The sequence below is a fragment of the Caulobacter sp. AP07 genome (genome assembly GCF_000281955.1).
Taxonomy (GTDB): domain Bacteria; phylum Pseudomonadota; class Alphaproteobacteria; order Caulobacterales; family Caulobacteraceae; genus Caulobacter.
In genome coordinates, this window is sequence record NZ_AKKF01000145.1 from 1 (window position 1) to 23,899 (window position 23,899).

The 23,899-nt window shown below is 69.7% G+C and carries 28 protein-coding genes; 11 read left to right on the plus strand and 17 right to left on the minus strand.

Annotation, left to right across the window (positions count from 1 at the left end):
• Positions 1–17: 17 nt before the first annotated feature.
• The 5 genes from PMI01_RS11530 to PMI01_RS11550 are packed head-to-tail and all read right to left on the minus strand — an operon-like array spanning position 18 to position 4,214.
• Positions 18–1,544, minus strand: a complete 1,527-nt coding sequence (locus PMI01_RS11530) for a sensor histidine kinase (protein ID WP_007668329.1) — start codon at positions 1,542–1,544, stop codon at positions 18–20.
• A 9-nt stretch (positions 1,545–1,553) separates the two neighbouring features.
• Positions 1,554–2,291, minus strand: coding sequence for a TVP38/TMEM64 family protein (locus PMI01_RS11535; RefSeq protein ID WP_007668330.1), 738 nt, complete (start codon positions 2,289–2,291; stop codon positions 1,554–1,556).
• Positions 2,288–3,364 carry a quinone-dependent dihydroorotate dehydrogenase gene (locus PMI01_RS11540; protein ID WP_007668331.1) on the minus strand — a complete coding sequence of 359 codons (1,077 nt, stop codon included), beginning with the start codon at positions 3,362–3,364 and terminating at the stop codon, positions 2,288–2,290. Before PMI01_RS11540 ends, PMI01_RS11535 begins: the two co-directional genes overlap by 4 nt.
• On the minus strand, positions 3,361–3,705 hold the full coding sequence (locus PMI01_RS11545) for a DUF952 domain-containing protein (RefSeq protein WP_007668332.1): 345 nt from the start codon (positions 3,703–3,705) through the stop codon (positions 3,361–3,363). Before PMI01_RS11545 ends, PMI01_RS11540 begins: the two co-directional genes overlap by 4 nt.
• Positions 3,702–4,214, minus strand: a complete 513-nt coding sequence (locus PMI01_RS11550; protein WP_007668334.1) for a SixA phosphatase family protein — start codon at positions 4,212–4,214, stop codon at positions 3,702–3,704. Before PMI01_RS11550 ends, PMI01_RS11545 begins: the two co-directional genes overlap by 4 nt.
• Positions 4,215–4,315: 101 nt before the next feature.
• Between PMI01_RS11550 and PMI01_RS11555 the strand changes: the two genes are divergently transcribed.
• The 3 genes from PMI01_RS11555 (at position 4,316) to PMI01_RS11565 (ending at position 7,084) form a co-directional block, all read left to right on the plus strand.
• A complete protein-coding gene (locus PMI01_RS11555; protein WP_007668336.1) occupies positions 4,316–5,467 on the plus strand; it encodes a homoserine O-acetyltransferase MetX in 1,152 nt (383 codons plus the stop codon).
• A 154-nt stretch (positions 5,468–5,621) separates the two neighbouring features.
• Positions 5,622–6,290, plus strand: coding sequence for a methionine biosynthesis protein MetW (gene metW, locus PMI01_RS11560; protein WP_007668337.1), 669 nt, complete (start codon positions 5,622–5,624; stop codon positions 6,288–6,290).
• The gene (locus PMI01_RS11565) at positions 6,287–7,084 is read left to right on the plus strand and encodes an endonuclease/exonuclease/phosphatase family protein (RefSeq protein ID WP_035035901.1); all 798 of its coding nucleotides are present in this window, start codon (positions 6,287–6,289) and stop codon (positions 7,082–7,084) included. The genes metW and PMI01_RS11565 overlap by 4 nt, the downstream gene beginning before the upstream one ends.
• Here PMI01_RS11565 and PMI01_RS11570 read toward each other — a convergent pair.
• A complete protein-coding gene (locus tag PMI01_RS11570; protein WP_007668339.1) occupies positions 7,020–8,549 on the minus strand; it encodes a phospholipase D-like domain-containing protein in 1,530 nt (509 codons plus the stop codon). The two genes, PMI01_RS11565 and PMI01_RS11570, sit on opposite strands and share 65 nt — an antisense overlap.
• 92 nt (positions 8,550–8,641) lie before the next feature.
• Here PMI01_RS11570 and PMI01_RS11575 point away from each other — a divergent pair, with 92 nt between their 5' ends.
• On the plus strand, positions 8,642–10,198 hold the full coding sequence (locus tag PMI01_RS11575; RefSeq protein WP_007668341.1) for an MFS transporter: 1,557 nt from the start codon (positions 8,642–8,644) through the stop codon (positions 10,196–10,198).
• 130 nt (positions 10,199–10,328) lie between these two features.
• On the opposite strand, the gene PMI01_RS11580 is transcribed toward PMI01_RS11575, so the two are convergent.
• Together PMI01_RS11580 and PMI01_RS11585 are read right to left on the minus strand one after the other, a co-directional pair.
• The gene (locus tag PMI01_RS11580) at positions 10,329–10,673 is read right to left on the minus strand and encodes a P-II family nitrogen regulator (protein ID WP_007668349.1); all 345 of its coding nucleotides are present in this window, start codon (positions 10,671–10,673) and stop codon (positions 10,329–10,331) included.
• Positions 10,670–11,506 carry a class I SAM-dependent methyltransferase gene (locus PMI01_RS11585; RefSeq protein ID WP_007668364.1) on the minus strand — a complete coding sequence of 279 codons (837 nt, stop codon included), beginning with the start codon at positions 11,504–11,506 and terminating at the stop codon, positions 10,670–10,672. Before PMI01_RS11585 ends, PMI01_RS11580 begins: the two co-directional genes overlap by 4 nt.
• Positions 11,507–11,583: 77 nt before the next feature.
• Between PMI01_RS11585 and gloB the strand changes: the two genes are divergently transcribed.
• Complete coding sequence (gene gloB / locus PMI01_RS11590; protein WP_007668365.1) at positions 11,584–12,330, plus strand: hydroxyacylglutathione hydrolase; 747 nt, start codon at positions 11,584–11,586, stop codon at positions 12,328–12,330.
• Positions 12,327–12,791, plus strand: a complete 465-nt coding sequence (locus tag PMI01_RS11595; RefSeq protein WP_007668367.1) for a cupin domain-containing protein — start codon at positions 12,327–12,329, stop codon at positions 12,789–12,791. The genes gloB and PMI01_RS11595 overlap by 4 nt, the downstream gene beginning before the upstream one ends.
• Before the next feature lie 59 nt (positions 12,792–12,850).
• Here the strand turns inward: PMI01_RS11595 and PMI01_RS11600 are convergent, their stop codons facing one another.
• A complete protein-coding gene (locus tag PMI01_RS11600) occupies positions 12,851–14,752 on the minus strand; it encodes a peptide MFS transporter (protein ID WP_007668369.1) in 1,902 nt (633 codons plus the stop codon).
• A 186-nt stretch (positions 14,753–14,938) separates the two neighbouring features.
• On the opposite strand from PMI01_RS11600, the gene PMI01_RS11605 reads away from it, so the two are divergent.
• On the plus strand, positions 14,939–15,493 hold the full coding sequence (locus PMI01_RS11605; RefSeq protein ID WP_007668371.1) for a DUF427 domain-containing protein: 555 nt from the start codon (positions 14,939–14,941) through the stop codon (positions 15,491–15,493).
• Positions 15,494–15,600: 107 nt separating this feature from the next.
• On the plus strand, positions 15,601–15,762 hold the full coding sequence (locus PMI01_RS27470) for a hypothetical protein (protein ID WP_007668374.1): 162 nt from the start codon (positions 15,601–15,603) through the stop codon (positions 15,760–15,762).
• Between the two features lie 88 nt (positions 15,763–15,850).
• Here PMI01_RS27470 and PMI01_RS11610 read toward each other — a convergent pair whose 3' ends face one another.
• Positions 15,851–17,209, minus strand: coding sequence for a glutamate--cysteine ligase (locus tag PMI01_RS11610; protein ID WP_007668376.1), 1,359 nt, complete (start codon positions 17,207–17,209; stop codon positions 15,851–15,853).
• A gap of 294 nt (positions 17,210–17,503) precedes the next feature.
• Here PMI01_RS11610 and PMI01_RS11615 point away from each other — a divergent pair, with 294 nt between their 5' ends.
• Positions 17,504–17,878 carry a VOC family protein gene (locus PMI01_RS11615; protein ID WP_007668379.1) on the plus strand — a complete coding sequence of 125 codons (375 nt, stop codon included), beginning with the start codon at positions 17,504–17,506 and terminating at the stop codon, positions 17,876–17,878.
• A 34-nt stretch (positions 17,879–17,912) separates the two neighbouring features.
• On the opposite strand, the gene PMI01_RS11620 is transcribed toward PMI01_RS11615, so the two are convergent.
• Positions 17,913–18,629 (minus strand): 16S rRNA (uracil(1498)-N(3))-methyltransferase, encoded by a 717-nt coding sequence (locus PMI01_RS11620; protein ID WP_007668381.1) that lies wholly within the window; start codon positions 18,627–18,629, stop codon positions 17,913–17,915.
• A gap of 46 nt (positions 18,630–18,675) precedes the next feature.
• On the opposite strand from PMI01_RS11620, the gene ppk2 reads away from it, so the two are divergent.
• Positions 18,676–19,437, plus strand: a complete 762-nt coding sequence (ppk2, locus tag PMI01_RS11625) for a polyphosphate kinase 2 (protein WP_007668383.1) — start codon at positions 18,676–18,678, stop codon at positions 19,435–19,437.
• Between the two features lie 134 nt (positions 19,438–19,571).
• On the opposite strand, the gene PMI01_RS11630 is transcribed toward ppk2, so the two are convergent.
• Genes PMI01_RS11630 through PMI01_RS11640 form a run of 3 tightly spaced genes read right to left on the minus strand, consistent with a single transcriptional unit; the run spans position 19,572 to position 21,425 of the window.
• The gene (locus tag PMI01_RS11630; RefSeq protein ID WP_007668385.1) at positions 19,572–20,411 is read right to left on the minus strand and encodes an aldo/keto reductase; all 840 of its coding nucleotides are present in this window, start codon (positions 20,409–20,411) and stop codon (positions 19,572–19,574) included.
• A 19-nt stretch (positions 20,412–20,430) separates the two neighbouring features.
• On the minus strand, positions 20,431–21,075 hold the full coding sequence (locus PMI01_RS11635) for a Pr6Pr family membrane protein (protein ID WP_007668388.1): 645 nt from the start codon (positions 21,073–21,075) through the stop codon (positions 20,431–20,433).
• Positions 21,072–21,425, minus strand: a complete 354-nt coding sequence (locus PMI01_RS11640) for an MmcQ/YjbR family DNA-binding protein (protein WP_007668391.1) — start codon at positions 21,423–21,425, stop codon at positions 21,072–21,074. The genes PMI01_RS11635 and PMI01_RS11640 overlap by 4 nt, the downstream gene beginning before the upstream one ends.
• A 65-nt stretch (positions 21,426–21,490) precedes the next feature.
• Here PMI01_RS11640 and PMI01_RS11645 point away from each other — a divergent pair, with 65 nt between their 5' ends.
• A complete protein-coding gene (locus tag PMI01_RS11645; protein ID WP_035035914.1) occupies positions 21,491–22,381 on the plus strand; it encodes an NAD-dependent epimerase/dehydratase family protein in 891 nt (296 codons plus the stop codon).
• 100 nt (positions 22,382–22,481) lie between these two features.
• On the opposite strand, the gene PMI01_RS11650 is transcribed toward PMI01_RS11645, so the two are convergent.
• From PMI01_RS11650 to PMI01_RS11660, 3 genes are all read right to left on the minus strand, one after another.
• A complete protein-coding gene (locus PMI01_RS11650; RefSeq protein WP_007668402.1) occupies positions 22,482–22,826 on the minus strand; it encodes a hypothetical protein in 345 nt (114 codons plus the stop codon).
• Positions 22,827–22,993: 167 nt separating this feature from the next.
• A complete protein-coding gene (locus PMI01_RS11655; protein WP_007668406.1) occupies positions 22,994–23,443 on the minus strand; it encodes a hypothetical protein in 450 nt (149 codons plus the stop codon).
• Between the two features lie 68 nt (positions 23,444–23,511).
• Positions 23,512–23,868 carry a VOC family protein gene (locus PMI01_RS11660; RefSeq protein WP_007668408.1) on the minus strand — a complete coding sequence of 119 codons (357 nt, stop codon included), beginning with the start codon at positions 23,866–23,868 and terminating at the stop codon, positions 23,512–23,514.
• Positions 23,869–23,899: the final 31 nt, after the last annotated feature.

Consider the following 23,899-nt stretch of genomic DNA (forward strand, 5'->3'; position numbering starts at 1 on the left):
GGGAGAGGGTTTCCGCGCTAGGGCTTCGATTTCGCCTTCGGTTTGACCGGCTCGGCCGGCGCTTCCGGGGCCGGTTCCGGCGCGCCCGCCAAAGTCAGGTCGAACACCGATCCGCCCGGCCCGGTCTCGACCAGGGCCAGGTCGCCGCCGTGGCCCTGGGCCAGCTCGCGGGCGATGGCCAGGCCCAGGCCGGTGCCGCCGCGCCGCACCGAGCCGACGAACGGCTGGAAGAGGTTGTTGCGGGCCCGCTCCGGCACGCCGGGGCCGTCGTCCGACAGCCGCAGGACGCTCATGCCGTCCGCCCGGCGCAGCTCGACGAAGACCTTGCCCTTGCCGCCGCGGTCGGGCGCGCCCTCGATGGCCTCGCGGGCGTTGCGCAGCAGGTTGGTCAGGATGCGGTGCAACTGGTCCGGGTCGGCCTGCACCTGCTCGCGGGCGTCGATCACGGTCTCCAGGGCCACGCCGGTGGGCAGCAGGCCGGAGTCCTCGGCCGCCATGTCCAGCGCCGACCGCAGCGGAATCGGACGGACCACCGGGGCCGGCTCCTTGGTCTTGCCGTAGGCCATGACGTCGGTGGCCAGGGTGATGGCCCGGTCCAGGGCCCGCTCCAGGCGCGGCAGGGCCTGGGCCACCTTGGGGTCGCCGAGGGCGGCCAGGCGGTCCGAGGCCATCTGGGCGCTGGTCAGCATGTTGCGCAGGTCGTGATTGATCTTGGCCACCGCCTCGCCCAGGGCGGCCAGCCGGGCCTTGGCCTGCAGGGCGGCCAGCAGGTCGGACTGCATCAGGTCCAGCTCGCGCTCGGCGCGGCCGATCTCGTCGCGGCGGCGCGAGACCACGACGCGGGCGGCGGGGTCCTCGGGCTCGGCGCGGAACCGCTCCATGGCCTGGGTGATGCGCTGCATCGGCCGCACCAGCAGGAAGTTCAGCGACAGGTAGATCAACCCGCCGGCCAGGGCGGCGACGAAGACGGTGACCGCCGCCAGCCGGCCGAAATAGCCGATCAGCTGGGCCTTCAGGGGGGCGTCGGGCAGGACGATCTCGACGAACTCGGCCTCCTGGCGGAAGCGCGGCTCGGCCATCACCCGCACCATGCTGCCCGGCGCGCTCTTCAGGGTGAAGAACGGGGCGGCCAGCCACGAGCCGGGGTTCTGGCGGCGCAGGTCGACCAGGTAGGGCGGCTTGATCTTCAGGCCGCGCGGCTCGGCGGGCAGGACCAGGCGGCGGGCGCCGTCGACCTCCAGCGCCACGATCACCACGCCGGCCTGGTCGAGAAGCTGCTGCGAGACCTGTTCGGTGACCCGCCGCTCGGGGTCGGCGTCGGCGATGGTCGAGGCCAGTTCAGCGGCCCGCACCCGATCCAGCAGCCACTGTTCCTCGAAGGCGGCCAGGGCCGGCGGCAGGATGACGGCCCCGGCGATGGCGACGAACAGCACGGTGAGCAGCAGCAGGCGCGCCGACAGGCCGCCGGGCCACGGGAAGCGCCGCCCGGGCCCTGGCCCTGGTCGGGGAGTTTCAGTCTCTGACGGCGTGACCGGCTCGGCCATCTGTCTGGGTTACTTCACGTCGGCGGCTTCGGCAACGCGCCGGCGCCGCCAATAACGCCAGAGCGGCGGCAGCAAGGCCAGTGCGCCCATGGCCACGATCGGCAGATAGACCCTGGGCGAGAACAGGCTGTGCATCGTCACCGGCTCGCCGCTGGCGAAGATGTGGCCCAGGCCCGAGCCGATCCCCGCATAGACGAAGGAGCTGGGGATCATGCCCAGGAACGAGGCCAGCAGGTAGGTGCGCAGCGGAATGTTCATCAGGCCCGAGGCGACATTGACCAGCAGCAGCGGGAAGGCCGGGATCAGGCGCAGGGTCAGCAGATAGGAGAAGGCGTTGGTCTTGAAGCCCTCCTCGACCCGGGCCAGCAGCGCGCCCGGCTTGCGCCGCAGGAAGTCGCCGAAGGCGGTTCGGCAGACCAGATAGACCACCGTCGAGCCGCCGGTGGCCCCGGTCACCGCCGCCGCGCCGCCGCCGATCGGCCCGAACAGGAAGCCGCCGGTCAGCGACAGGATCAGGGCGCCGGGCAGCGAGATCGAGACGGTGGCCACATAGATCACGACGTAGATCATCGCGCATTTCAGCGGATGGGCCGCCGCGAAGCCCTGCAACGCCATGCCCTGGGCCTGCAGGGTCTCGAGCGACAGCTTGCCGGCCAGGCCGGTGGCCAGGGCCACGACCAGAAGAATCAGCAACGCGCCCAGCGGCCCGAAGCGGCGCAGCCAGGCCAGGGTGCTGTCGGGCGTCATGCGGCGCCGATCGCGTCGGTCACCGAGGCGAAACCCTCGGCGCGCAGCCGCGCCGCCAGGTCGCGCTTGATGCGCTCGACCAGGCCGGGGCCGCCATAGACCAGGGCCGAATAGAGCTGCACGGCGCTGGCCCCGGCGCGGATCTTGGCCAGGGCGTGGGCGCCGCTGGCGACGCCGCCGGCCCCGATCAGGACCAGCTCGCCTTTGCTGGCGGCGTGGAACCGGGCCAGCATGGCGGTGGAGGCGCGCAGCAACGGCCTGCCCGACAGGCCGCCGTCTTCGTCGGCCTGGGGCGAGGCGAGGTCCCCCGGACGGGCGATGGTGGTGTTGCTGACGATGATCCCGTCCAGGCCGGCGGCCTTGACCGTGGCGACGATGGCCTCGACCTCGCCGTCCTCCAGGTCGGGCGCGACCTTGAGGAAGATCGGGTAGTCGACCGTGCCCGCCGCCTTCAGCAGACCCCGCGCCTCGGCGATGCGGCCGAGCAGGTCCTCCAGCGCCGCCTTGGTCTGCAGGGCGCGCAGGCCCGGAGTGTTGGGCGACGAGATGTTGACGGTGAAATAGTCCGACAGACCCCACAGCCGGGTCAGGCCGGTGACATAGTCGGCGATGCGGTCGGCGGCGTCCTTGTTGGCCCCGATATTGGCCCCGACGATGACATCCCCGTTCTTGGGCCCGCGCTGGGCCTTGAGGCGCGACAGCCGGGCGGCGAACGGCTCCAGGCCCTGGTTGTTGAAGCCCATGCGGTTGATCACCGCCTGGTCCTGGGTCAGGCGAAACAGGCGCGGGCGCGGATTGCCGGCCTGGGCCAGGGGCGTGACGGTGCCGCATTCCACAAAGCCGAAGCCGGCCTTCGCCATGGCGGCCGGAACCTCGGCGTTCTTGTCGAAGCCGGCGGCCAGGCCCACGCAGTTGGACAGCGGCAAGCCGGCGACGGTGATCGCCAGGATCGGGTCGTCGACGTCGGACTGGCGCGGACCCAGCCCCGCCTTCAGACCCCTGATCGCCCAGCCGTGGGCGTCTTCCGGGTCCAGCGCCAGCAGGGCGCGGGCGGCGATGTCGTGCAGGCTCATGCGGGCAGCTCGCCGAGGGCCGGCGCGCCGTCGGCGCCCAGGGGCAACGGGCGCTCGGCCGAAACCTCGTGGATTTCCAGCGGACGGTAGAGGTGGGGGAACAGCGCCCCGCCGCGCGAGGCTTCCCATTTCAGCGCCGCGCCGAGGAGGTCGGCCTCGACGGTCAGCAGGACCAGGTCGGCCTGGCCGGTGAAGTACCGGGCGGCGGTTTCCTGGGCCTGGTCGGCGGCCGAGAAGTGGATGTAGCCGTCGGCCACGTCGACCGCCGAACCGGTGAACCGGCCCGCGGCGCGCGCGGCGTTCCACTCCCCGAGGGAAAGGATCTTGTAGATCTTGCTCATTCGCCGCCGTGCCCGCCGTTTTCCGAAGCATAGAACAGGTGGATCAAGGCCGGGGCTCCATCCGGATCGATCGAGAAAACCGCGACGGTGGCGGTGGGAAACTTGCCCCGCAGCTTGGCCAGGCGCGCCGGATCGGCCTGTCCGCCCATCGCCATGCGCACCGCCAGTTCGTGCAGGCCCGGGTTGTGGCCCACGACCATCACCGTGCCGGTGTCGGGGGCGTCTTCGCGAATCGCCGCCAGCACGTCCTGGGCCTCGGCGTGATAGAGGTCGCGGCGGACCTGCGCCTGGGCGCCCGGGAAGGCCGGGCTGGCCGCATCCCAGGTCTCGCGGGTGCGCCTGGCCGAGGACACCAGCGCCAGGTCGGGCGTCAGGCCGGCCTTGGCCAGGACCCGTCCCATCAGGGTCGCGTCGGCCTGGCCACGCGGGGCCAGGGCGCGCTCGAAATCTCCGCCCGTGGCGGCGTGCTGCTCGGCCTTGCCGTGGCGCATGAGGATCAGTCGGTCCATGATCCTCCATAGCCTTCGCCGTCGCGCTCCGGAAGCACGGTTGAAGACCTCTTGTGATGGGGCCAGTTGACACAGGGGACGCCAAGCGGTCCAAGGCGGGCATGGCAAATCTCGATTTCGCCGGGCCCGTGCTGTCGGAGGGCGGAACCTGGCGGTTCCCGTCCAGCCAGCCCTTGCGGCTCGACTCCGGCGCCCAGCTGGAAAATCTGGAGATCGCCTATCGCACCTGGGGCACGCTGAACGCCGACGGCACGAACGCCGTCCTGATCTGCCATGCCCTGACCCTCGACCAGCACGTGGCCGGCGTGCATCCGACCACCGGCAAGCCCGGCTGGTGGACCCGCCTGATCGGTCCCGGCAAGCCGATCGACCCGGCCCGGCATTTCGTCATCTGTTCGAACGTGATCGGCGGCTGCATGGGCTCGACAGGCCCCGCCTCGATCAATCCGGCCACCGGCCAGGCCTACGGCCTGACCTTCCCGGTGATCACCATCGCCGACATGGTGCGCGGCCAGGCCATGCTGATCGACGCGCTCGGGATCGAGACCCTGGCGGCCGTGGTCGGCGGCTCGATGGGCGGCATGCAGGTCCAGCAGTGGGCGGCCGACTATCCCGAGCGCCTGTTCTCGGCGGTGATCGTCGCCTCGGCCTCGCGCCATTCGGCCCAGAACATCGCCTTCCACGAGGTGGGTCGCCAGGCGATCATGGCCGACCCCGACTGGAAGGCCGGAGCCTATGCGCAAGGCAAGTCGCGGCCGGAGAAGGGCCTGGCCGTCGCGCGGATGGCCGCCCACATCACCTATCTGTCCGAGCCGGCCCTGCAGCGGAAGTTCGGCCGCGAACTGCAGCGCGACGGCCTGTCCTGGGGTTTCGACGCCGACTTCCAGGTGGAGAGCTACCTGCGTCACCAGGGGGCCAGCTTCGTCGATCGCTTCGACGCCAACTCCTACCTCTACATCACCCGGGCCATGGACTATTTCGACCTGGCCGCCAGCCACGGCGGGGTGCTGGCCCAGGCCTTCGCCGGGGCCCGGAACGTGCGCTTCTGCGTGCTGTCGTTCACCAGCGACTGGCTCTATCCGACCGCCGAGAACCGCCACATCGTCCGCGCCCTCACCGCCGCCGGCTGCCGGGCGGCCTTCGTCGAGATCGAGAGCGACAAGGGCCATGACGCCTTCCTGCTGGACGAACCGGTGATGGACGCCGCCCTGCAGGGGTTCATGGGTTCGGTGGACCGGGAAAGAGGACTGTGATGGGTCGCGTTTCCAAGGCCCTCCCCCCGTGGGGGAGGCGGCCGAAGGCCGGTGGGGGGAGTTTTGGGGCGGCTGGTCCGGGAAGTGATCGACGCCGTATCACTCCCCCCACCGTCGGCTTCGCCGACCCCTCCCCCAGAGGGGGAGGACCTAGATGATCCGGGAAGACTTCAAGGAAATCCTGCGCCTCGTCCGCCCCGGTTCACGCGTGCTGGACGTCGGCTGCGGCGAGGGCGTGCTGCTGGACCTGCTGACCCGGGAGAAGCAGGTCGACGGCCGGGGACTGGAGATCAGCGCCGCCGGGGTCGCCGCCTGCATGTCGCGCGGCCTGTCGGTGGTGCAGGGCGACGCCGACCAGGATCTCGACCACTTCCCCGACCGCACTTTCGACTACGCGGTGCTGTCCCAGACCCTGCAGGCCACGCGCCAGCCGCGCCATGTGCTGGACGAGCTGCTGCGCATCGCCGACCGGGCCGTCGTCTCCTTCCCCAATTTCGGCCACTGGCGGGTGCGCTGGTCGCTGCTGCATCGCGGCCGCATGCCCGAGACCGAGGCCCTGCCCCTGCCCTGGTGGTCGACGCCCAACATCCACCTGTGCACCCTGGCCGACTTCCTGGCCCTGACCGACGACCTGGACGTGCGGATCGACGCCTGCGCCGCCTTCGCCGGCCACGGCCCGGCCCGCCAGATCGACCCGACCAAGGCCATCGAGAACTGGCGGGCCGAGAGCTGCCTGTTCATGCTCAGCCGCAATCCGCCGGCGGCGGGAACTTCGGCGGCGGGGGAACCTCCGGCGATCTCGGGCGATCTCTTCGACGGATGAAACTTCGTCTCATGACCTACAATGTCCACCGTTGCGTGGGCACGGACCGCAGGCTCGACGTCGAGCGCGTGGCCGAGGTCATCGCCGCGGAACAGCCCGACGTGGTGGCGCTGCAGGAGCTGGACGTCCGCCGGGCCCGCACCCGGGGCGTGGACCAGGCCCACCGGCTGGCCGAACTGCTGAAGATGACCTCGCACTTCCATCCCGCCATGACGGTGGAGGAGGAACTCTACGGCGACGCCATCCTGACCTGGCTGCCCGAGAAGAAGGTCAAGGCCGACGGCCTGCCGCTCTACACCCGCATCCCGGGCCTGGAGCCGCGGGGCGCGATCTGGGTGACGGTCGATGTCGGCGGCACGCCGGTGCAGATCATCAACACCCACCTGGGCCTCGTGCCCCAGGAGCAGAGGCGGCAGGCCGCCGCCCTGCTGGGCGAGCAATGGATGGCGCACGAGGCCTGGAAGGCGCCGGGCATCCTGCTGGGCGACTTCAACGCCACGCCCTATTCGGCGACCTACCGGCTGCTGCGGGCCGCCCTGCGCGACGCCCAGTCCCAGAGCCCCACCTGGCGGCAGACGCCCACGGCGACCTTCCCGTCCAGCTTCCCGTTCATGCGTATCGACCACGTCTTCCTGACCAAGGGCCTGGAGACCGTTGGCGTCAGCTCGCCCTATGGCGCCCTGGCCCGCGCGGCCTCGGACCACCTGCCGCTGGTCGTCGACCTGGAGATCACCCCCGCAGATGATCCGGCAGGGCCGGCGGCGGGCCCATCAGGCGCGCCAACTCACGCCTGAGCCGCGTGCGGCGGCCCCAGGGCCGCCAGGCGTCGTCCGGGGCGGTGGCATCGCCCAGGCTCCAGTCGGCGATGAACTGCTGCACCCCGGTCAGCGGGCGGGGCGGCACGGGCGCCAGCCGCCGCGGCTCGCCGCCCTTGCGGTCCAGGGCGTTGATCGTCGCCGCCAGGCCGCCCTCGCGGTCGTAGGTCTCGAGCACATAGCCGGTCTCGTGATCGAGGAAGTGACCGATCAACCGGCCGAGGAAGGCGCGGATCGCCGCGCGGGAGGTCTCGTCGTCGCCCTCGAAGGCGATGTCGCACTCGGTGTCGAGGCCGATCGAGCGGTTGTTCAGGTTCGCCGAACCGAGCCGCAGCACGCGGTCGTCCATGATCGCCACCTTGGAATGGACGATGATCGCCGCCCCCTTCGGCGTGCGGGCGCTGAAGGCCGAGAACCGGCCGTGGACGTCGATCGCGTGCAGGCGGTTGATCGCCGCCGTCCGGGCGCTGTCCATGGTCATCTGGTCGAAATAGCTGGGGCTGTGGGCCGGCCCGACCGTCACCACCTCGGGGCCGTCGGCCTCGGCCAGCCGCTCGGCCAGGGCTTCGACGATGATCGGCGAGGTCAGGTACTGGTTCTCCAGATAGATCAGGCGCTTGGCCGACTTGATGCACGCCAGGTGCATCAGCATCGCCTCGTTGATCTCGGGGTCGCCCTTCCAGGCCGGCTGGGTGCGGCAGATGGCCAGGTCCACGGACCGCAGGTCCGGCGTCAGGAAGTCGGGCCAGGGCGCCGCCTCGGGCTTCGGGGAGGGCGCGAGGACCTCGCCGGTGGACTTGCGCCAGCGGCTGATGAACAGCTCGCCCAGGGCCTCGGCGGCCTTGCCGTCGACCATGGCCGCCACTTCGTGACGAGCAGGATAATGATGGCCCGTGGGCAGGCGACGGCGCGGGTCGTTGTCCAGGTGCTGGGTGGTGTCCCAGCGGTCGACGCCGATGTCGCCGCCGCTGACCAGGGCCACCGAGCCGTCCACCACCACCACCTTCTGATGATGGCTGGCGCTGGCCGGCAGGGTGTTGTCCAGGTGGTACTTCACCCGCGAACCGGCGAAGAACACCTGGCCGCGATGCGGGCCGAACAGCTGCGAGGCGGCGATCGGGAACGGCATGTCCCAGACCAGGATCCGCACGTCCAGCGCCGGGTTGAGCGCCGCCTGGCGGCGCAGCAGCAGGCCGATGCGATCGACGTGCTGCGGGTCGCGGCTCTTCCTCACCCGGTCGGGGTCCAGCCGCGTCAGCGGGTCGAACACCCAGGCCAGGATCCAGATCGATGTCTTGGCCGACAGCAGGATGGCCTTGAGGGCGTCGAACGCCTCGTCATTGTCGATGAACAGCGCCAGCCGATCCGCGGTCTCGACACGCCAGCAGGTGGAGCCCGGCGCAAGCAGCGAGGCGTGGGTGAGCGGAGATGCGTCTTCGGCCATGGTTCCCCTTTTGCCATGGAAATTCCTCAACGCATTGACCCATGTTATGGCTCCGCTTGCACTTCCCCCCGCAACGCGATTTCTGGACCGCCATGACCGCTCACGCCGATCACCACGTCCTGTCGGACCGCAAGCGCCTGTGGGCGTTCTGGGTCGGTTGCCTGGTCGTCACCGCCGGGGTCGTCCTGCACGTGCCGATGTACCTGATGGGCGCCGACATCGGCTACCGGCTGGCCGGGATGCCGATGGACTTGGGCATGACGGTGGGCATGCTGATGATCCCGCCCGGCTGCGCGCTGGCTGGCTGGGGCCTGCTGCCGCGCCGGGGCGTCCACCACGAGCATGACCACCACACCGTCGATGTCACCCCGCCCGAGGACGCGCCGCTGTCCCTGGCCCACTGGAGCCTGATGCTGGTGCTGGTGGTCGCCCTGATCATCGACATCATGAAGCCGGCCAGCCTGGGCTTCGTCGTGCCGGGCATGCTCAAGGAGTACGGGGTCTCCAAGGCCATGGTCGCCTGGCTGCCGTTCGCGGCCCTGAGCGGCACGGTGACCGGCTCGATCATCTGGGGAATCCTGGCCGACGTGTTCGGGCGGCGGGCCTCGATCCTGCTGTCGGCGGTGATGTTCGTCGGCACCTCGATCTGCGGAGCCATGCCCGATTTCTGGTGGAACGTGATCATGTGCTTCATGATGGGCGCGGCCGCCGGCGGCCTGCTGCCCGTGGTCTACGCCCTGCTGGCCGAGACCATGCCGTCCAAGCATCGCGGCTGGAGCCTGGTCCTGGTCGGCGGCCTGGGCGCGGTGGGCGGCTACCTGGCCTCCAGCAGTTGCTCGGCCCTGCTGCAGCCGGAGTTCGGCTGGCGGATCATGTGGTTCCTCAACCTGCCGACCGGCCTGATCCTGATCGCCCTGTCCGGCGCGATCCCCGAATCCGCCAAGTTCCTGATGACCATCGGCCGGATGGACGCCGCCCACGCGGTGATGAAGCGCTTCGGCTCGGTGGTGCGCGAGCGCGTCGAGACGCCCGAGGAGCATCACCACGTCCTGACCGTCCCGCCGATCTCCACGCGCTACGCCGGCATGACCCTGGCCCTGAGCATCGCCGCCGTCGCCTGGGGCCTGGTCAATTTCGGCCTGCTGCTGTGGCTGCCGGCCGAGCTGGTGGCCGAGGGGCACAGCGTCGGCGTCTCCAGCCAGCTGCTGGCCAAGTCGGCCCTGATCGCTTTCCCGACGGTGTTCGTCTGCGCCTTCCTCTACAGCCGCTGGAGCACCAAGTGGTCGCTGGTCGTCAGCATCGGCGTCAGCGCCCTGGGCGTGGCGGGGGTGCTGACCATCGGGCCCGGCGTCAGCCCGGTCCTGCCCGTGGCCCTGATGATCATCGGCACCAACGGCCTGCTGGCCATCCTGCTGCCCTACACCGCCGAAAGCTATCCGCTGAAGATCCGCGGCCGCGCCACCGGCTGGGTGGCGGCCTGCAGCAAGTCGGGCGGGCTGATCGCCCAGCTTCTGGGCATTCTCGCCGCCGTGCCGCCGCTGAAGGTGGCGGCCCTGATGATCATCGCGCCCCTGGTCCTGGCCATGGCGCTGATGGCCTGGTTCGGGACCGAGACGCGCGGTCGGGATCTGCGGGAGCTGGAGCGGTAGGAGCTTGGCCCCACCCACGGTCGTCATCCCCCGACTTGTTCGGGGGACCCAAGCCGAGTTTCAGAATTACAACCGGCCAGCGCGGCTTGGGTCCCCCGCATAAAGCGGGGGATGACGGAGGGGGTAGTAACTACCCCGCGATCGCCGCCGCGTCGCGCTCGCCGGTGCGGATGCGCAGGGCCTGTTCCAGGTCGAGCACGAACACCTTGCCGTCGCCGATCTTGCCGGTGTTGGCGGTGCGTTGCAGGGCCTCGACCACCGAGTCGACCACGTCGGTGGGCACGGCGATCTCCAGCTTGACCTTGGGCAGCAGCTTCACCTCGTACTCGGCGCCGCGATAGACCTCGGTCTTGCCCTTCTGGCGGCCGTAGCCGCGAACCTCGGTGACCGTCAGGCCCGAGGCACCGGCCTCGGTGACCGCCTCAAGCACGGCGTCGAGGCGGCTGGGCTTGATAACGGCGACGATCATCTTCATGGCGCGGCTCTCGCTGGCGACGGTGTGTGCGACTCAAGGCTAGGCCTGGAAATCGACGGCTCCAAGGGTCTTGCGGCATTTAGACCGCTCGGCGCCTTTCGAACAGGCGCCGGACCTCCTGGAGAGGGCGACAGCACCCCCTGCGCGAACACCCGCACCCGCGCACGGTTGCCGCGCGGCTTGACCGCGAAGGTCTGCTTGACCGCTTCCATCAGGATCAGGCCGGCGAAGCGCGGCCACAGCCGCGCCCCCACCTGCTCGAAGCCCTCGGCCCAGCGCGACATCACCGCCATGGGCGGCGCGTAGAGCGCCCGGGTCCAGCCGGCCGGCTCCAGGTCGGCCTCGCGCAGCAGGGCCTCCAGCTGGTGGCGGCTGAACGGACGGCCATGGCCGAACGGCGTGCCCTCGGCCCCGGCCCACAGGCCGTCGCGCGAGGCCACAGCGACGATCAGCCGGCCTGACGGGGCCATCACCCGCCAGATCTCGCGCAGCACGGCGGCGGGGTCGTCGGCCTCCTCCAGGGCGTGGACGGCCAGGATGCGGTCGAACATGGCGTTGGGGAACGGCAGGGCGGTCTCCTCGACCAGGGTCGCCTGGTTGCGCCCGCCGCTGGGCCAGACCTCGACCCCCTGGGTCGCCGGCATGGCCGCCACCACGCGCCGGGCGCTGGTGCGGGCCAGGTCGAGAAAGGGCGTGGCGTAGCCCAGGCCCAGCACGTCGAGGCCGCGCGCGTCGCCCCACGCCTCCTCGACCTTGCGGCCAAGCATCTCGCGCGCCGACCGCCCGAGGGGGGTGGCGTAGAAGGCCCTGAGATCGAGCACGTCGCGACGCATTGAGTCTCCCGGTCTGCAGCGTCATCTATGTAGGTGGGCGAACCGGTCGCGTCACGCCCGCCTTGAGGAGTCCCAGCATGTCGCTGACCGTCCACCAGTTTCCCTGCCTGTCCGACAATTACGGCTTTCTCGTGCGCGACGACGCCACGGGAACGACGGCGACCATCGACACGCCCGACGCCGACGCCATCCTGGCGCAGCTGGAAAAGCTGGGCTGGAGGCTCGACCTGATCCTCAACACCCACTGGCATCCCGACCATGCCGGCGGCAACGCGGCGATCCAGGCGGCGACCGGCGCGACCATCGTCGGCCCGCCCGAGGTCACCCGCATCGCGCCGCTGGACCGCCCCGTCGGCCAGGGCGACACGGTCCAGCTGGGCGAGACGACCCTGTCGGTGATCGACACCGGCGGCCACACCCTGGGCCACATCGCCTATCACGACGCCGAGGGCCACATCGCCTTCGTCGGCGACACCCTGTTCGCCCTGGGCTGCGGCCGGCTGTTCGAGGGCACGGCCGAGCAGATGTGGGGATCGCTGGGCAAGCTGACCGCCCTGCCCGACGAAACCACCGTCTATTGCGCCCACGAATACACCGCTACCAACGCCCGCTTCGCCCTGTCGGTGGACAGCGACCCGGCGCTCAGGGCCCGGGCCGACCAGGTGTTCGCGGCCCGCGAACACGGCGAGCCGACGGTGCCGACCACCATCGGCCTGGAGAAGGCGACCAATCCGTTCTTGCGCGCGCCCCTGCTGCGCCCCCATCTGGCGCCCGCCGAAGCGTTCGGCGAGATTCGCGCCGCCAAGGACGGTTTCAAGGGATGAACACGACGGCTTCGGGATTGGGCGTTTCCGGCGACCTGGGCGCCAAGGAGATCATCCGCCTGCTCGACCTGGCCCCGCACCCGGAAGGCGGCTGGTACAAGCGCACCTTCGCCGACGCTTCAGTCGATGGCGCCCGGCCGGCCTCGACGGCGATCTACTACCTGCTGCAGGCCGAGGAGATGTCGGCCTGGCACCGGATCGACGCGGTCGAGATCTGGCACTACCACGCCGGCGCGCCGATCTCGCTGACCCTGTCGCCGCCCGACGGCGTCGGCATGACCGCCCACACCCTGGGCCCCGACCTGCGGGCCGGCTGCCGGCCGCAGGTGGTGGTGCCCACCGGCTGGTGGCAGACCGCCGTCAGCCTGGGCGCCTGGACCCTCGTCGGCTGCACCGTCGCCCCGGGGTTCGACTTCGCCGGGTTCGAACTGGCGCCGGAAGGGTGGCGGCCGACGGCCTGAAGCGCAGCGCGCGGCGGACGCCCACGAAAAAGGCCCCGGATCGCTCCGGGGCCTTTCCTTCAGGGGGCGATCGAGGCCGGCTCGGCGACCGGCTCCGGATTGGTGTCGTCCGAGCCGTGCGACCACTTCTTGAGGACCGGCGACAGGGCCAGGAACAGCACGCCGATCCCGATCGAGATCAGGCCGATGATCTTGAACACCAGCAGCGACTGGGCCATGGCCGCGGCCGGGTCCAGCACCTGGCCGCCGATGGTCTCGGTGGAGGCGATGCCGGCGATCCAGCCGCCGAACAGGTTGGCCATGGCCAGGGCCATGTACCAGACCGCCATCACGAACGAGACGATCGACAGCGGCGACAGCTTGGTCATCTGCGACAGGCCGACCGGCGACATGAACATCTCGCCCGAGGTGTGCAGCATGTACATGACGATCAGGAAGATCAGCGGCATGCGGAACGCCCCGTCGGCGAAGTTCGCCCCGATCAGCAGGATCAGGAAGCCGGCGCCGACCTGGATCAGCGACAGGCCGAACTTGACCATCGGGCCCGGATTGCGGCCGCGGAAGCCCAGGAAGGTCCACATCGCGGCGAACACCGGGGCGAAGATCAGGATCCAGCCGGCGTTGATCGCCTGGGTCTGGGCGGCGTTGAACGAGGTGTTGACCCAGAAGCCGCTCTTGGGGTCGATCCCCGCCGCCGCCAGTTGCTCGGGCGCGCCCAGGATCACCGCGCCGTTGAACCAGGTCACGGGCTTGGACAGCAGTTGCAGGTTGACGTTGGTGGCCGCGAACAGGTTCAGCGAGGAGCCGGCCTGCTCGAACAGGGTCCAGAACACCACCGCGCCCAGCACCAGCACCACGGCCAGCAGCAGCCGCTCGCGCTCGACCTTCTGGCACTTCACGAACGCGAACCACAGGATGTAGCCCAGCGAGCCGAACATGCCGGCGATCAGGGTGGCGCTGACCACCGGGGTGTACTGCACCAGGAAGAACACCAGGCCGACGACGCCCAGCGACGAGAGATAGATCAGGCCCTCGCGGTTGACCGGGCCGACCACCGGCGCCTTGAGCCGCTTGGGCTCGGGCGGCTCGCCCTTGCCCAGCAGCCAGGGCTTGCCCAGCACGAAGACGATGAAGCCGGCCAGCATGCCGATGCCCGCCATGCCGAAACCGGCGTTCCAGCCGACATTGACGCCCAGCAGGCCGCAGAGGATCGCCGCCCAGAACGAGCCGAGATTGATGCCGTAGTAGTAGAGCGTGAAGCCGGGGTCGCGGCGCGGGTCGCCCTGCGGATAGAGCTGGCCCACCAGGGTGGCGACATTGGCCTTCATGAAGCCCACCCCGACGATGATCAGCGCCAGGGCCAGCCAGAAGATGTTGAGATAGAGCGGGTCGCGGTCCTTGACGCCCAGTTCGTAGCTGCCCTTGGGCAGCACGCCGGGGATCGCCGACTGGGCCGGCAGGTTCTTGATCTCGAAGTCGCCCTTGTCGTTGGCCGACACCTCGTAGGGCTTGTCGGCGACCAGGATCTTGGCGACGCGTTCCTCGCCGCGGCCGTGGACCTGGAATTCGTAGGTCTGGCCGGCATAGGCCAGGGTTTGGGTCGCCGGACGGCCCTCGACCGCCATGGTCAGGTGGCCGGCCACCAGCAGGATGGCCCCGAAGGCCACGGCCTTGCGGGTGCCCAGATAGCGGTCGGCCAGGAAGCCGCCGAGCAGCGGCACGATATAGACCAGCGAGGTGTAGGAGCCGTAGTGGCCGCCGGCGGTCTTCGAATCAAACAGGAAGTGCTGGGTGAGGTAGAAGATCAGCAGGCCGCGCATGCCGTAGTAGGAAAACCGCTCCCACATCTCGGCCAGGAAGCAGATGATCAGGCCGCGCGGGTGGCCGCGCAAAAGCTGGATAAGCACGGGCACGCCAGTCACGAGCGTGACCAGGATCCCCACGGCGACAACGATATTCATTCACGAACCTTGAGATCTTCAAGCGGCGCTGGCGTCGATCTGGTCGTTTCGCCCTCGCCCTCCCCATTCGGCGGGGAGAAGATCACGGGAGTCGGCGTTTCACAAGCAATGGCTTGCCGCCTTGGAGCCCCACGGGGGCTCCGCGCGTTTCTTCAAGACCGTCATCACGATACGGGAGAAACCAGCATGACGACGCCAGGTCAGGATCATCCGATCACGTGCTCGCGCGAGCCGGGACGGGTGGAGGTGCTGTTCGAGGGCCACGAGCTGGCCGACAGTGGCGACGTGCTGCTGCTGCGCGAGGCGAACCTCGCGCCGGTCCGCTATTTCCCGCGCGCCGACGTGGCGATGGACTTCCTGCGCAAGTCCGGCACGGTCACCCAGGACCCGTACAAGGGCCCGGCGACCTACTACACCCTGGTGCGCGACCGGCAGATCATCGAGGACGCCGCCTGGTCCCATGAGGCCCCGCCGCTGGGCGTCAGCCAGATCACCGGCCGCCTGGCCTTCCATCCCGACTACGTCGAGTTCAAGCGCGCCGGACTGACGCCGGCCGAGACCCGGGCGCTGGATGTCAACGACGTGGTCCGCCACACCGACAGCGGTTCGGGCGCCAGCCAGGCCGAGCACTGGCCGCCCAATGTCGACATGCCCGACGACGAGGCCTGGGAAGGCGACGCCATCCGGGACGACGAGCCGGGGCTCATTGACCGACCCTATCGGGGAACCGGCGCCATATGAGCCGCGTTCGCCTATGAGGTTCGTAAATGTTCGTTAGCGTTTCAGGCGCTCCATAACGGCAGCGCTTGAGCGCGAAGCCTCCCCAGAGGGGCGCCGGAGGAAACGCCATGGCCTATGTAGGCTACGATCCCCACGCCCGCGCCGCGGCGCGGCCCACAGCGCCCGGACGCAGCTTGCCGCCCGTGGCCTGGGGACGCCTGGTGGCCGTCGCCGCCAGCCTGGTGGCCTGGGCCGGCATCATCGCGGCGGCGCGCGCCATCTTCTTCTGACGCTCTCACGCCCACCACGGCCGTCATCCCGGACCAGCCCGCAGCGCGCCGATCCGGGACCAATGCGTGAACGCAGGCGCTTGCGCCCCTAGTAGGCGAAGTCCTCGAACACCCGGTTGATGTCGCCCTTCCAGGCGCCGTTATAAAGCGCCAGCAGGCGTTCGGCGGGGGTGATCCCGCTGTCGGCGATCTCTTCCAGCTCGCCCAGATAGATCGACTCGTCCAGGAAACCGCCGTTGAGGTGGGCGCGGGCCTTGAGGCCCTGCTTGGCGACGGCCACGAAGTCCTTGGCCACCTCCTGGGCCGTGCGGCCGGCCACCTTGGCCTTGAGGCCCAGCTTCGGCACGTCGCGGCGCAGGCCGGCGCGATCCTCCGCCGTCCAGTCCTTGCAGAGGTCCCAGGCCGCGGCCAGGGCGGCGTCGTCGTAGAACACCCCGGTCCACAGGGCCGGCAGGGCGCAGAGACGGCTCCACGGCCCGGCGTCGGCCCCACGCATCTCCAGATAGGTCTTCAGCCGCACCTCGGGGAACAGGGTCGTGGTGTGGTCGGCCCAGTCCTTGATCGAGGCGTACTCGCCCGGCAGTTCGGGAATCTTGCCGTCGATGAAGTCGCGGAAGCTGCGGCCGGCCAGGTCGATGTAGCGGTCGCCGCGCTTGGCGAAATACATCGGCACGTCCAGGGCGTAGCGGGCGTAGCGTTCGAAGTCGAAGCCGTCCTCGAACACGAAGTCCAGCAGGCCCGTGCGGTCGGGGTCGGTGTCGTTCCAGACGTTGGCCCGGGCCGACAGGAAGCCGTTGGGCTTGCCCTCGGTGAACGGCGAATTGGCGAACAGGGCGGTGACGATCGGCTGCAGGGCCAGGCTCATGCGGAACTTGGCGACCATGTCGGCTTCGGACGAGAAGTCGAGATTGGCCTGCACGGTGCAGGTGCGCAGCATCATGTCCAGGCCCAGGTTCCCGACCTTGGGCATGTAGTTGCGCATGATGACATAGCGGCCCTTGGGCATCACCGGAACCTCGTCACGCCGCCAGAGCGGCGAGAAGCCCAGGCCCAGGAACCCCAGGCCCAGTTCGTCGGCGACGGTCTTGACCTCGTCCAGGTGCTGGCCGGTCTCCTCGCAGATGTCGTGCATGGTCAGCAGCGGCGCGCCGCTGAGCTCGAACTGGCCGCCGGGCTCCAGGCTGACATTGGCGCCGTTACGCTCCAGCCCGATGATCGTCGGGCCTTCCATCACCGGCTTCCAGCCGAAGCGCTGCAGGCCGGTCAGCAGGGCGTGCACGCCGCTGGGCCCCTCGTAGGGAACGGGCCGGTTCGTGCCCAGGTAGAAGCCGAACTTCTCATGCTCGGCCCCGACCCGGAACTGCGCCTTGGGCTTGGAGCCCTCGGCGAAATAGGCGGTCAGATCGTCCAGCGTCAGCGGACGCTCCTGGCTCATGGCTTCGGCCATCGGCCTTCCCTCCCAAAACACGCATCCAGAAGAGAGGGGATTTTCCCTCCGACCCGCCCGCGAAATGCCGTGCTGCGCAGTTGGGCGTTTTCTTAGCGAACCTCAAGGGGCGCGCCCAGCCTTTCGCAACAGTCGAGGTTCCGCTCGCGGCCTCCAAGCCGAATTTTGGCGTCAGGTCGATCGGACCAAGGTCTTTTCCCGACGGACTTGCCGTGCGAAGCTCAACCCTGGGACACCGCTCCTCAGCCCGGCACGCGCACCGCCGCCCCTGCCCGACCCTCAACGGTTCACGTGATGCCCCACGCCACTCAGCACATCACCTTCGGTCGCGCCGCCCCCGGCGTCGTCGTGCGCGACATCCAGGCCGCCTACGCCTTCTATTCCGGGGTTCTCGGCTTCCGGAAGACGTTCGAGAACGGCAACCCCGTCGGGTTCATGATCCTCGAGAAGGACGCCGCCGAGATCCATCTCAGCCAGGCCCGCGAGCATCGCGCGACGACGATCAACGTCCTGCACATGTACGTGGACGACGTGGCGGCCCTTTACGCGGTCTGCCAGGCGGCCGGCGTGCGGATCATCAAGTCCCTGCAAGACAAGGACTATGGCCAGCGCGCCTTCGTCTTCGCGGACCCGGACGGCAACCGCATCGACGTGGGCGAGGAACTCTGAACGTCGGTTGACCGGACTCCGGATCGCGTCCGCCCTACCGCCAGTCCCCCGCCGCCGCCTGCCACAAGGTCATGGCCGCGATGGCGGCGGTGTCGGCCCGCAGGATGCGCGGGCCCAGCGAGACCGGGATGACGAAGGGCAGGCTGCGCAGCCGCTCGCGCTCCTCCGGCGCGAAGCCGCCTTCCGGACCGATCAGGATGGCGGCCGGCGCCCCCGTGCCGGTCACCGCCTCGATCATCGGCCTGGCGTCGCCGCCCTCGTCGCAGAAGACCAGGCGACGGGCCGGATCCCAAGTGTCGAGGATCTTGTCCAGCTTCTGCGGGTCGTCGATCACCGGCACGTCGAGGCGACCGGTCTGCTCGGCGGCCTCGATGGCGATGGCGTCCAGCCGGCCCAGCTTGAGGAAGTCGACATTGGTGCGCCGGGTCTGGGTCAGGCGCACGCGGCGCGCGCCCAGTTCGGCGGCCTTCTCGACGATGGTCTCGACCCGGCCGCGCTTGACCATGGCCACCACCAGGTCGAGGTCGGGCGCGTGGTCCTGCGGGCGGGTCTGTTCCTCGGCGCGCAGCAGGCAGCCGCGCTTGCCGGCCTCGGTCAGGCTGGCGCGCCACTCGCCGTCCTGGCCGTTGAACACCAGGATCTCGTCGCCGACCGACAGCCGCATGACGGCGGTCAGGTAGCGCGACTGGTCGATACTGGGCGCGACGCCGGCGCCGGCCTTGAGGGGATGGGGGACGAAAAGACGGATCATGACGCCCTTCTAGCGCAACTGCATGTTCCGGGGGTAGGCTCCCCCCATGACCAAGTCCCGCGACTATGACGAAGAGCTGCGCGACCTGCAGCTGGCCCTGATCACCCTGCAGCGACAGGCGATCAAGGAGGGTTGGAAAACCCTGACCCTGTTCGAGGGCCGGGACTCGGCTGGCAAGGACGGGGCCATCGCCCGGGTGGTCGAGCACGCCCACCGCCGCGCCACCCGCGTCATCGCCCTGCCCGCGCCCTCCGAACGCGAACGGAGCGAGTGGTACTTCCAGCGCTATGTGAAGGAACTGCCGGCCGCCGGCGAGGCCGTGGTCTTCAACCGCTCCTGGTACAACCGCGCCGGGGTCGAGCGGGTGATGGGCTTCTCGACGCCGGAGCAGCAGGAGCAGTTCCTGCGCGACGTGCCGGCCTTCGAGCTGATGCTGGTGCAGAACGGCACGCGGCTGACCAAGCTGTGGCTGGACATCGACCGCGAGGAACAGGCCGTGCGCCTGGAGGCCCGCCGCAAGGATCCGCTGAAGGCCTTCAAGGTCAGCGACCTGGACGCCGTGGCCCAGGCCAAGTGGGACGACTACTCCAAGGCCCGCGACGAGATGCTGATCCGCACCCACTCGACCCCCGCGCCGTGGATCTGCGTGCGGGCCAACCACAAGAAGGCCGCGCGGTTGAACATCCTGCGCTGGCTGCTGCACGCGGCCGGGTCGAAGAAGGCGCTGAAGGGGGTGGAGAAGCCCGATCCGGAGGTGATCTTCCCGTTCGAGCCGGCGGCGATCGAGGATGGGCGGCTGGCGAAGTAGGCGGGGTGATCACTTGCCCCCTCCGGGCCTGCGGCCCTCCTCCCCCATAGGGGGAAGAGTTTAGAGCGCGAGGCTCCGCCCCCTATGGGGGCGGACAGACCGCGAAGCGGTCAGGTGGGGGCAAGTCCCCCGCCTCACTCCACGTCCCACTCGAACGCCTTGTCCAGCCAGTCTCCCAGCCGTCCGTCCGGCCGCGCCAACGCGGAGATTCGCGCCATCTCGCCATCCGACAGCGCGAAGTCGAAGATGTCGAAGTTCTCGGCCAGTCGGGTCGGATTCTTGGTGCGCGGGATGGTCACCACGCCCTGCTGAACCTGCCAGCGCAACGTCACCTGGCCCGGCGTCTTGCCGTGCGCCTCGCCGATCTCGATCAACACGGGATCGCCGGCGACCTTGCCCTGGGCCAGGGGCGACCAGGCGGTGATCGAGGCGCCGATCGCCCGCGCCTTGGCGATCAGGGTCTTCTGCGACAGGTAGGGGTGGTACTCGACCTGGTTGGTGGCGATGGGCGCCTCCGACGCCGCCTGGGCCTTGGCCATCAGGCCCGAGGGGAAGTTGGACAGGCCGATGGCCCGGGTCAGGCCGCGGTCGCGCACGTCGTTCAGGGCGGCCATGGTCTCGACCAGGGCCGGCCTGGGCTTGGGCCAGTGCAGCAGCAGCAGGTCGACCTGCGGGACCCTCAGCTTGCGAAGACTCTCGTCGACCGACCGCTGCAGATCGCCATGCGCGAAATGCTCGACCCATACCTTGGTGGTCAGGAAAATCTCGGCGCGCGACACGCCGGTGGCCGCCAGGGCCGCGCCGACGTCCTGTTCGTTGCCGTAGATCTGGGCGGTGTCGATGTGGCGATAGCCCAGTTCCAGGGCCCGCTCGACCAGCGGCTGGGCGCTGCCGTCCTCCAGCTGCCAGGTGCCCAGGCCGATGACCGGCATGGCGACGTCGCCCGAGCGGATGTCGGGAATGGAATGCGGCATGGCGGGGCTCCGGAAAGGCTCAGGCGGATATAGGACGCCGCGCCGGGGGCGCCAGCCGCGATTGCAGGTGCTGCAGGCCGGTGAGGGCCAGGGTCACGACGTAGAACCCGGCGCCCATCGCCAGCATGGTGACCAGCACCGCGCCGTAGCCGTGCTTGGCCACGTCGAGGAACGGATAGGGATAGAAGCCGCTGAACGCGCCGTGCAGCAGCGACCAGGCGCCGTACAGGGCGGGGAAGACCAGCGCCTTCCAGGCCGTGGACCACCGCGCCGCCTCGCGCGGCGGCGCGATCAGGAAGTCCAGCAGGTACAGCGCCGGGGTCACGCTGTGCAGCAGGGTGTCGGCGACCAGTTGCGCGCCCTGCGGGTTCCAGAGCCCGGCCAGCAGGGTGTGATAGATCGCCGCCGTCACGGCGATATAGACCGAGACCGCCACCCGGGTTCCGGCCCGCGCCGCCCACCGGCCCAGCGGTGTCGCCGGCGCCAGGACCGACGCGCCCAGCAACACCGCGACCGCCAGGTTGCTGAGGATCGTGAAGAAGCTGAAAAACCGCACCACCGCCTGGCCCAGCTCCGGCCCCGCCTTGCCGTGGATCATCAGCCAAAGCTGCAGGATGACGCCGCCCCAGACGATCAGGGCCGCGCAAGCTCGCCAGGTCTTCATGATCCAGAACCTTTCATCGCGTCATGGGCCTTCAACGCCTTCTTCGGCGTCACTTCGCGCCAGCGGCGCTCCAGCAGGCGTTCCACCGTGCCGGGATGGACGCGCGACAGGCGGACCAGCACATAGGGATAATTGCGGTAGTGGTCGGTGACGTAGAAGGTCTCGGGCTCGGCCTCGATCAGCATCTCGCGCTCGTCCAGGCCGACGCCCGGACAGACCAGGGTGTCGCCGTCCTCCTTGAGCCGGGTCAGGAACTTGCCGTGCGCCTTGAGGCAGTCATAGCCATAGGACGTGCCGTCGGCGACGCCGGGCAGGCTGAACGCGAAGGCGCGCACCTCGTCGAAGGTCATGATCGCAGATCCCGGGGGGTCAAAGATCCATGGGCTGTCCCGCCCGCGACGACTATAGGGAGAAGATGGACGCTGAAAACACCCCCTCCCCCAAAGAGCTGGCCCCATCGAGCTTGGCGTCACCGGTCCTGGTGTTGGGGGCCACCAGCCTGATCGGCGACTTCCTGCTGGCTCGCCTGAACGCCGCCGGGATCGAGCCGATGGCGCTCAGCCGCCAGCCGCCCAGCGACGACGTCTGCTGGGTGGACGCCGACCTGGCCGATCCCGATCTGGCCGACGAACTGCCGCCCGTCGCCACGGTGTTCTCGCTGTCGCCGATCTGGCTGCTGCCCCAGGCCCTGCCGGCCCTGAAGGCCGCCGGCATGACGCGGCTGGTGGCGTTCTCCTCGACCAGCCGCTTCACCAAGCAGAATTCGCCCGACGCCGCCGAGCGCGGCGTCGCCAAGGCCCTGGCCGACGCCGAGGCCAAGGTCGAGGCGTTCTGCGCCGAGCGCGGCGTGGCCTGGACGATCCTTCGCCCCACCCTGATCTATGTCGAGGGCCGCGACGGCAATGTCAGCCGCCTGGCCAGCCTGATCCAGCGCTTCAAGATCCTGCCGCTGTCGGGACGCGGCGAGGGCCTGCGCCAGCCGGTCCATGCCGAGGACCTGGCGATCGGCGCCCTGGCCGCCGCCGCGGCCCCGGCCGCCCACGACAAGGCCTACGACCTGACCGGCGGCGAGACCCTGACCTACCGGGTGATGGCCCAGCGGGTGTTCGAGGGCCTGGGCCGCCGGCCGGCGATCCTCAGCCTGCCGCCGTGGCTGTTCCGCCTGCTGCTGACCCTGGCCCGGCCGTTCTATCCCGGGGCCACGGCGACCATGGGCGACCGCATGGCCCAGGACCTGACCTTCGACGACGCGCCGGCCCGGCGGGATTTCGGGTGGGCGCCCAGGGATTTCCGGCCTCGGTTCTGAGCGCCGAGGATAGACTGGGGACACACACTCGCCCCACCGCTTTCGCCATGTGAACCAAGAACTTGCCGCGAGTGTGTGTCCCCGGACCTGCCGCTGACCTCTACTCCACGTCGCTCAGCACCATGGCGAACGGAACCCGCGCACCGTCGCGGTCGACATAGCCGCTGACCAGCTTGTGGTCGGGATTGAGCACGCCCAGGTCGACGTCCTCGGTGGGGAACATCACCACCCGGCGGTCGCCGATGCAGATCAGCAGCTCGTAGCCGTCATGGGCCCGTTGCGACATCGCCTTGAGCCGCGAATAGTAGGGTTCGCGCGTCCACGACGCCGGCTTGCCCGGATCGACCACCACGTTAAGCCGCTTGCCGTCGCGGTCGGCGTACATCAGGAAGCCCGCCCGATTGGGCCGCCAGGCGTCGTCCAGCTTTTCCGAGGTCAGCCACATGCAATGGAAGCCCCGGCAGGCGCTGGGCCGGCCGTCATAGTCGCCGCAGCCCGAGCCCTTGCGGAACTTGCCGCACTAGGCGCCGGCTGGCTTGTCCAGCTCGCTGATGTGCAGGACCTTGCAGCACATGCCGCAGTCGCCGCAGGCCTTCGAAACGGTGGTGTCGGTCATGCCGGGATCTCGCGCACCAGGCCGTAGTCGACGTCGCGGTCAGGCAGGATCTCGTAGCCCCGCTGTCCGACCAGCACGTTGAGCGTCAGGCCCTTGGGCGCGCCGCGCGCCGCCCAGGCCTTGAAGGTGTCGTAGAACGGCGCGCGCCGCCAAGCGTCGGGCGAGGCCGGATCGACCTCGACCACCAGGGCCTGGCCGTCGTTCTCGCGGTGCAGGACGAACCGCGCCCGGTCGGGCCGCCAGCGGTCGTCCAGGTTGGGCGCGCGCAGCCAGTAGCAGGAGAAATCGGCGCAGGCCCGAGGCCGCTCGGCATAGATCCCGCAGCCCGCGCCCTTGCGGAAATGGCCGCACCAGACATGCGGCGCCTTGTCGATGGCCTTCACGCCCATCAGCTTGCAGCACATGCCGCAGTCGCCGCAGGTCCTGTCTTGCGCCGCCTCGCCCACCGTTCGTCGCCTCGCAAATCGTCAGGAGACGGATTTATCGATTTTTCGTGACGGTTTTTCGCGCGCGCCTATTCCGGCGCCGCGCCCTCGCTCCACACCGCCAGCTCGTTGCCGGACGGGTCGGTGAACTGGAAGCGCCGCCCGCCGGGGAAGGCGAAGATCGGCTTGGTGATCGCCGCGCCCGCCGCCGTCACCTTGGCCAGCATGGTCTCCAGGTCGTGGGCGTAGAGCACCACCAGCGGCTTGGCCGGGACGTCCGCCGGGTCGTGGAAGAAGCCGCCGTCCGCGCCCTGCCCCTCGAAGGCCGCGTAGTCGGGGCCATAGTCGGTGAAGGTCCAGCCGAAGGCCTGGCCGTAGAAGGCCTTGGTGGCCGAAAGATCGCCAGCGGACCATTCGATATAGTCGATCTTGCCGTCTTCGCGCATGGCCGAGCCTTTCAGTTGTTCCCTTATTGTT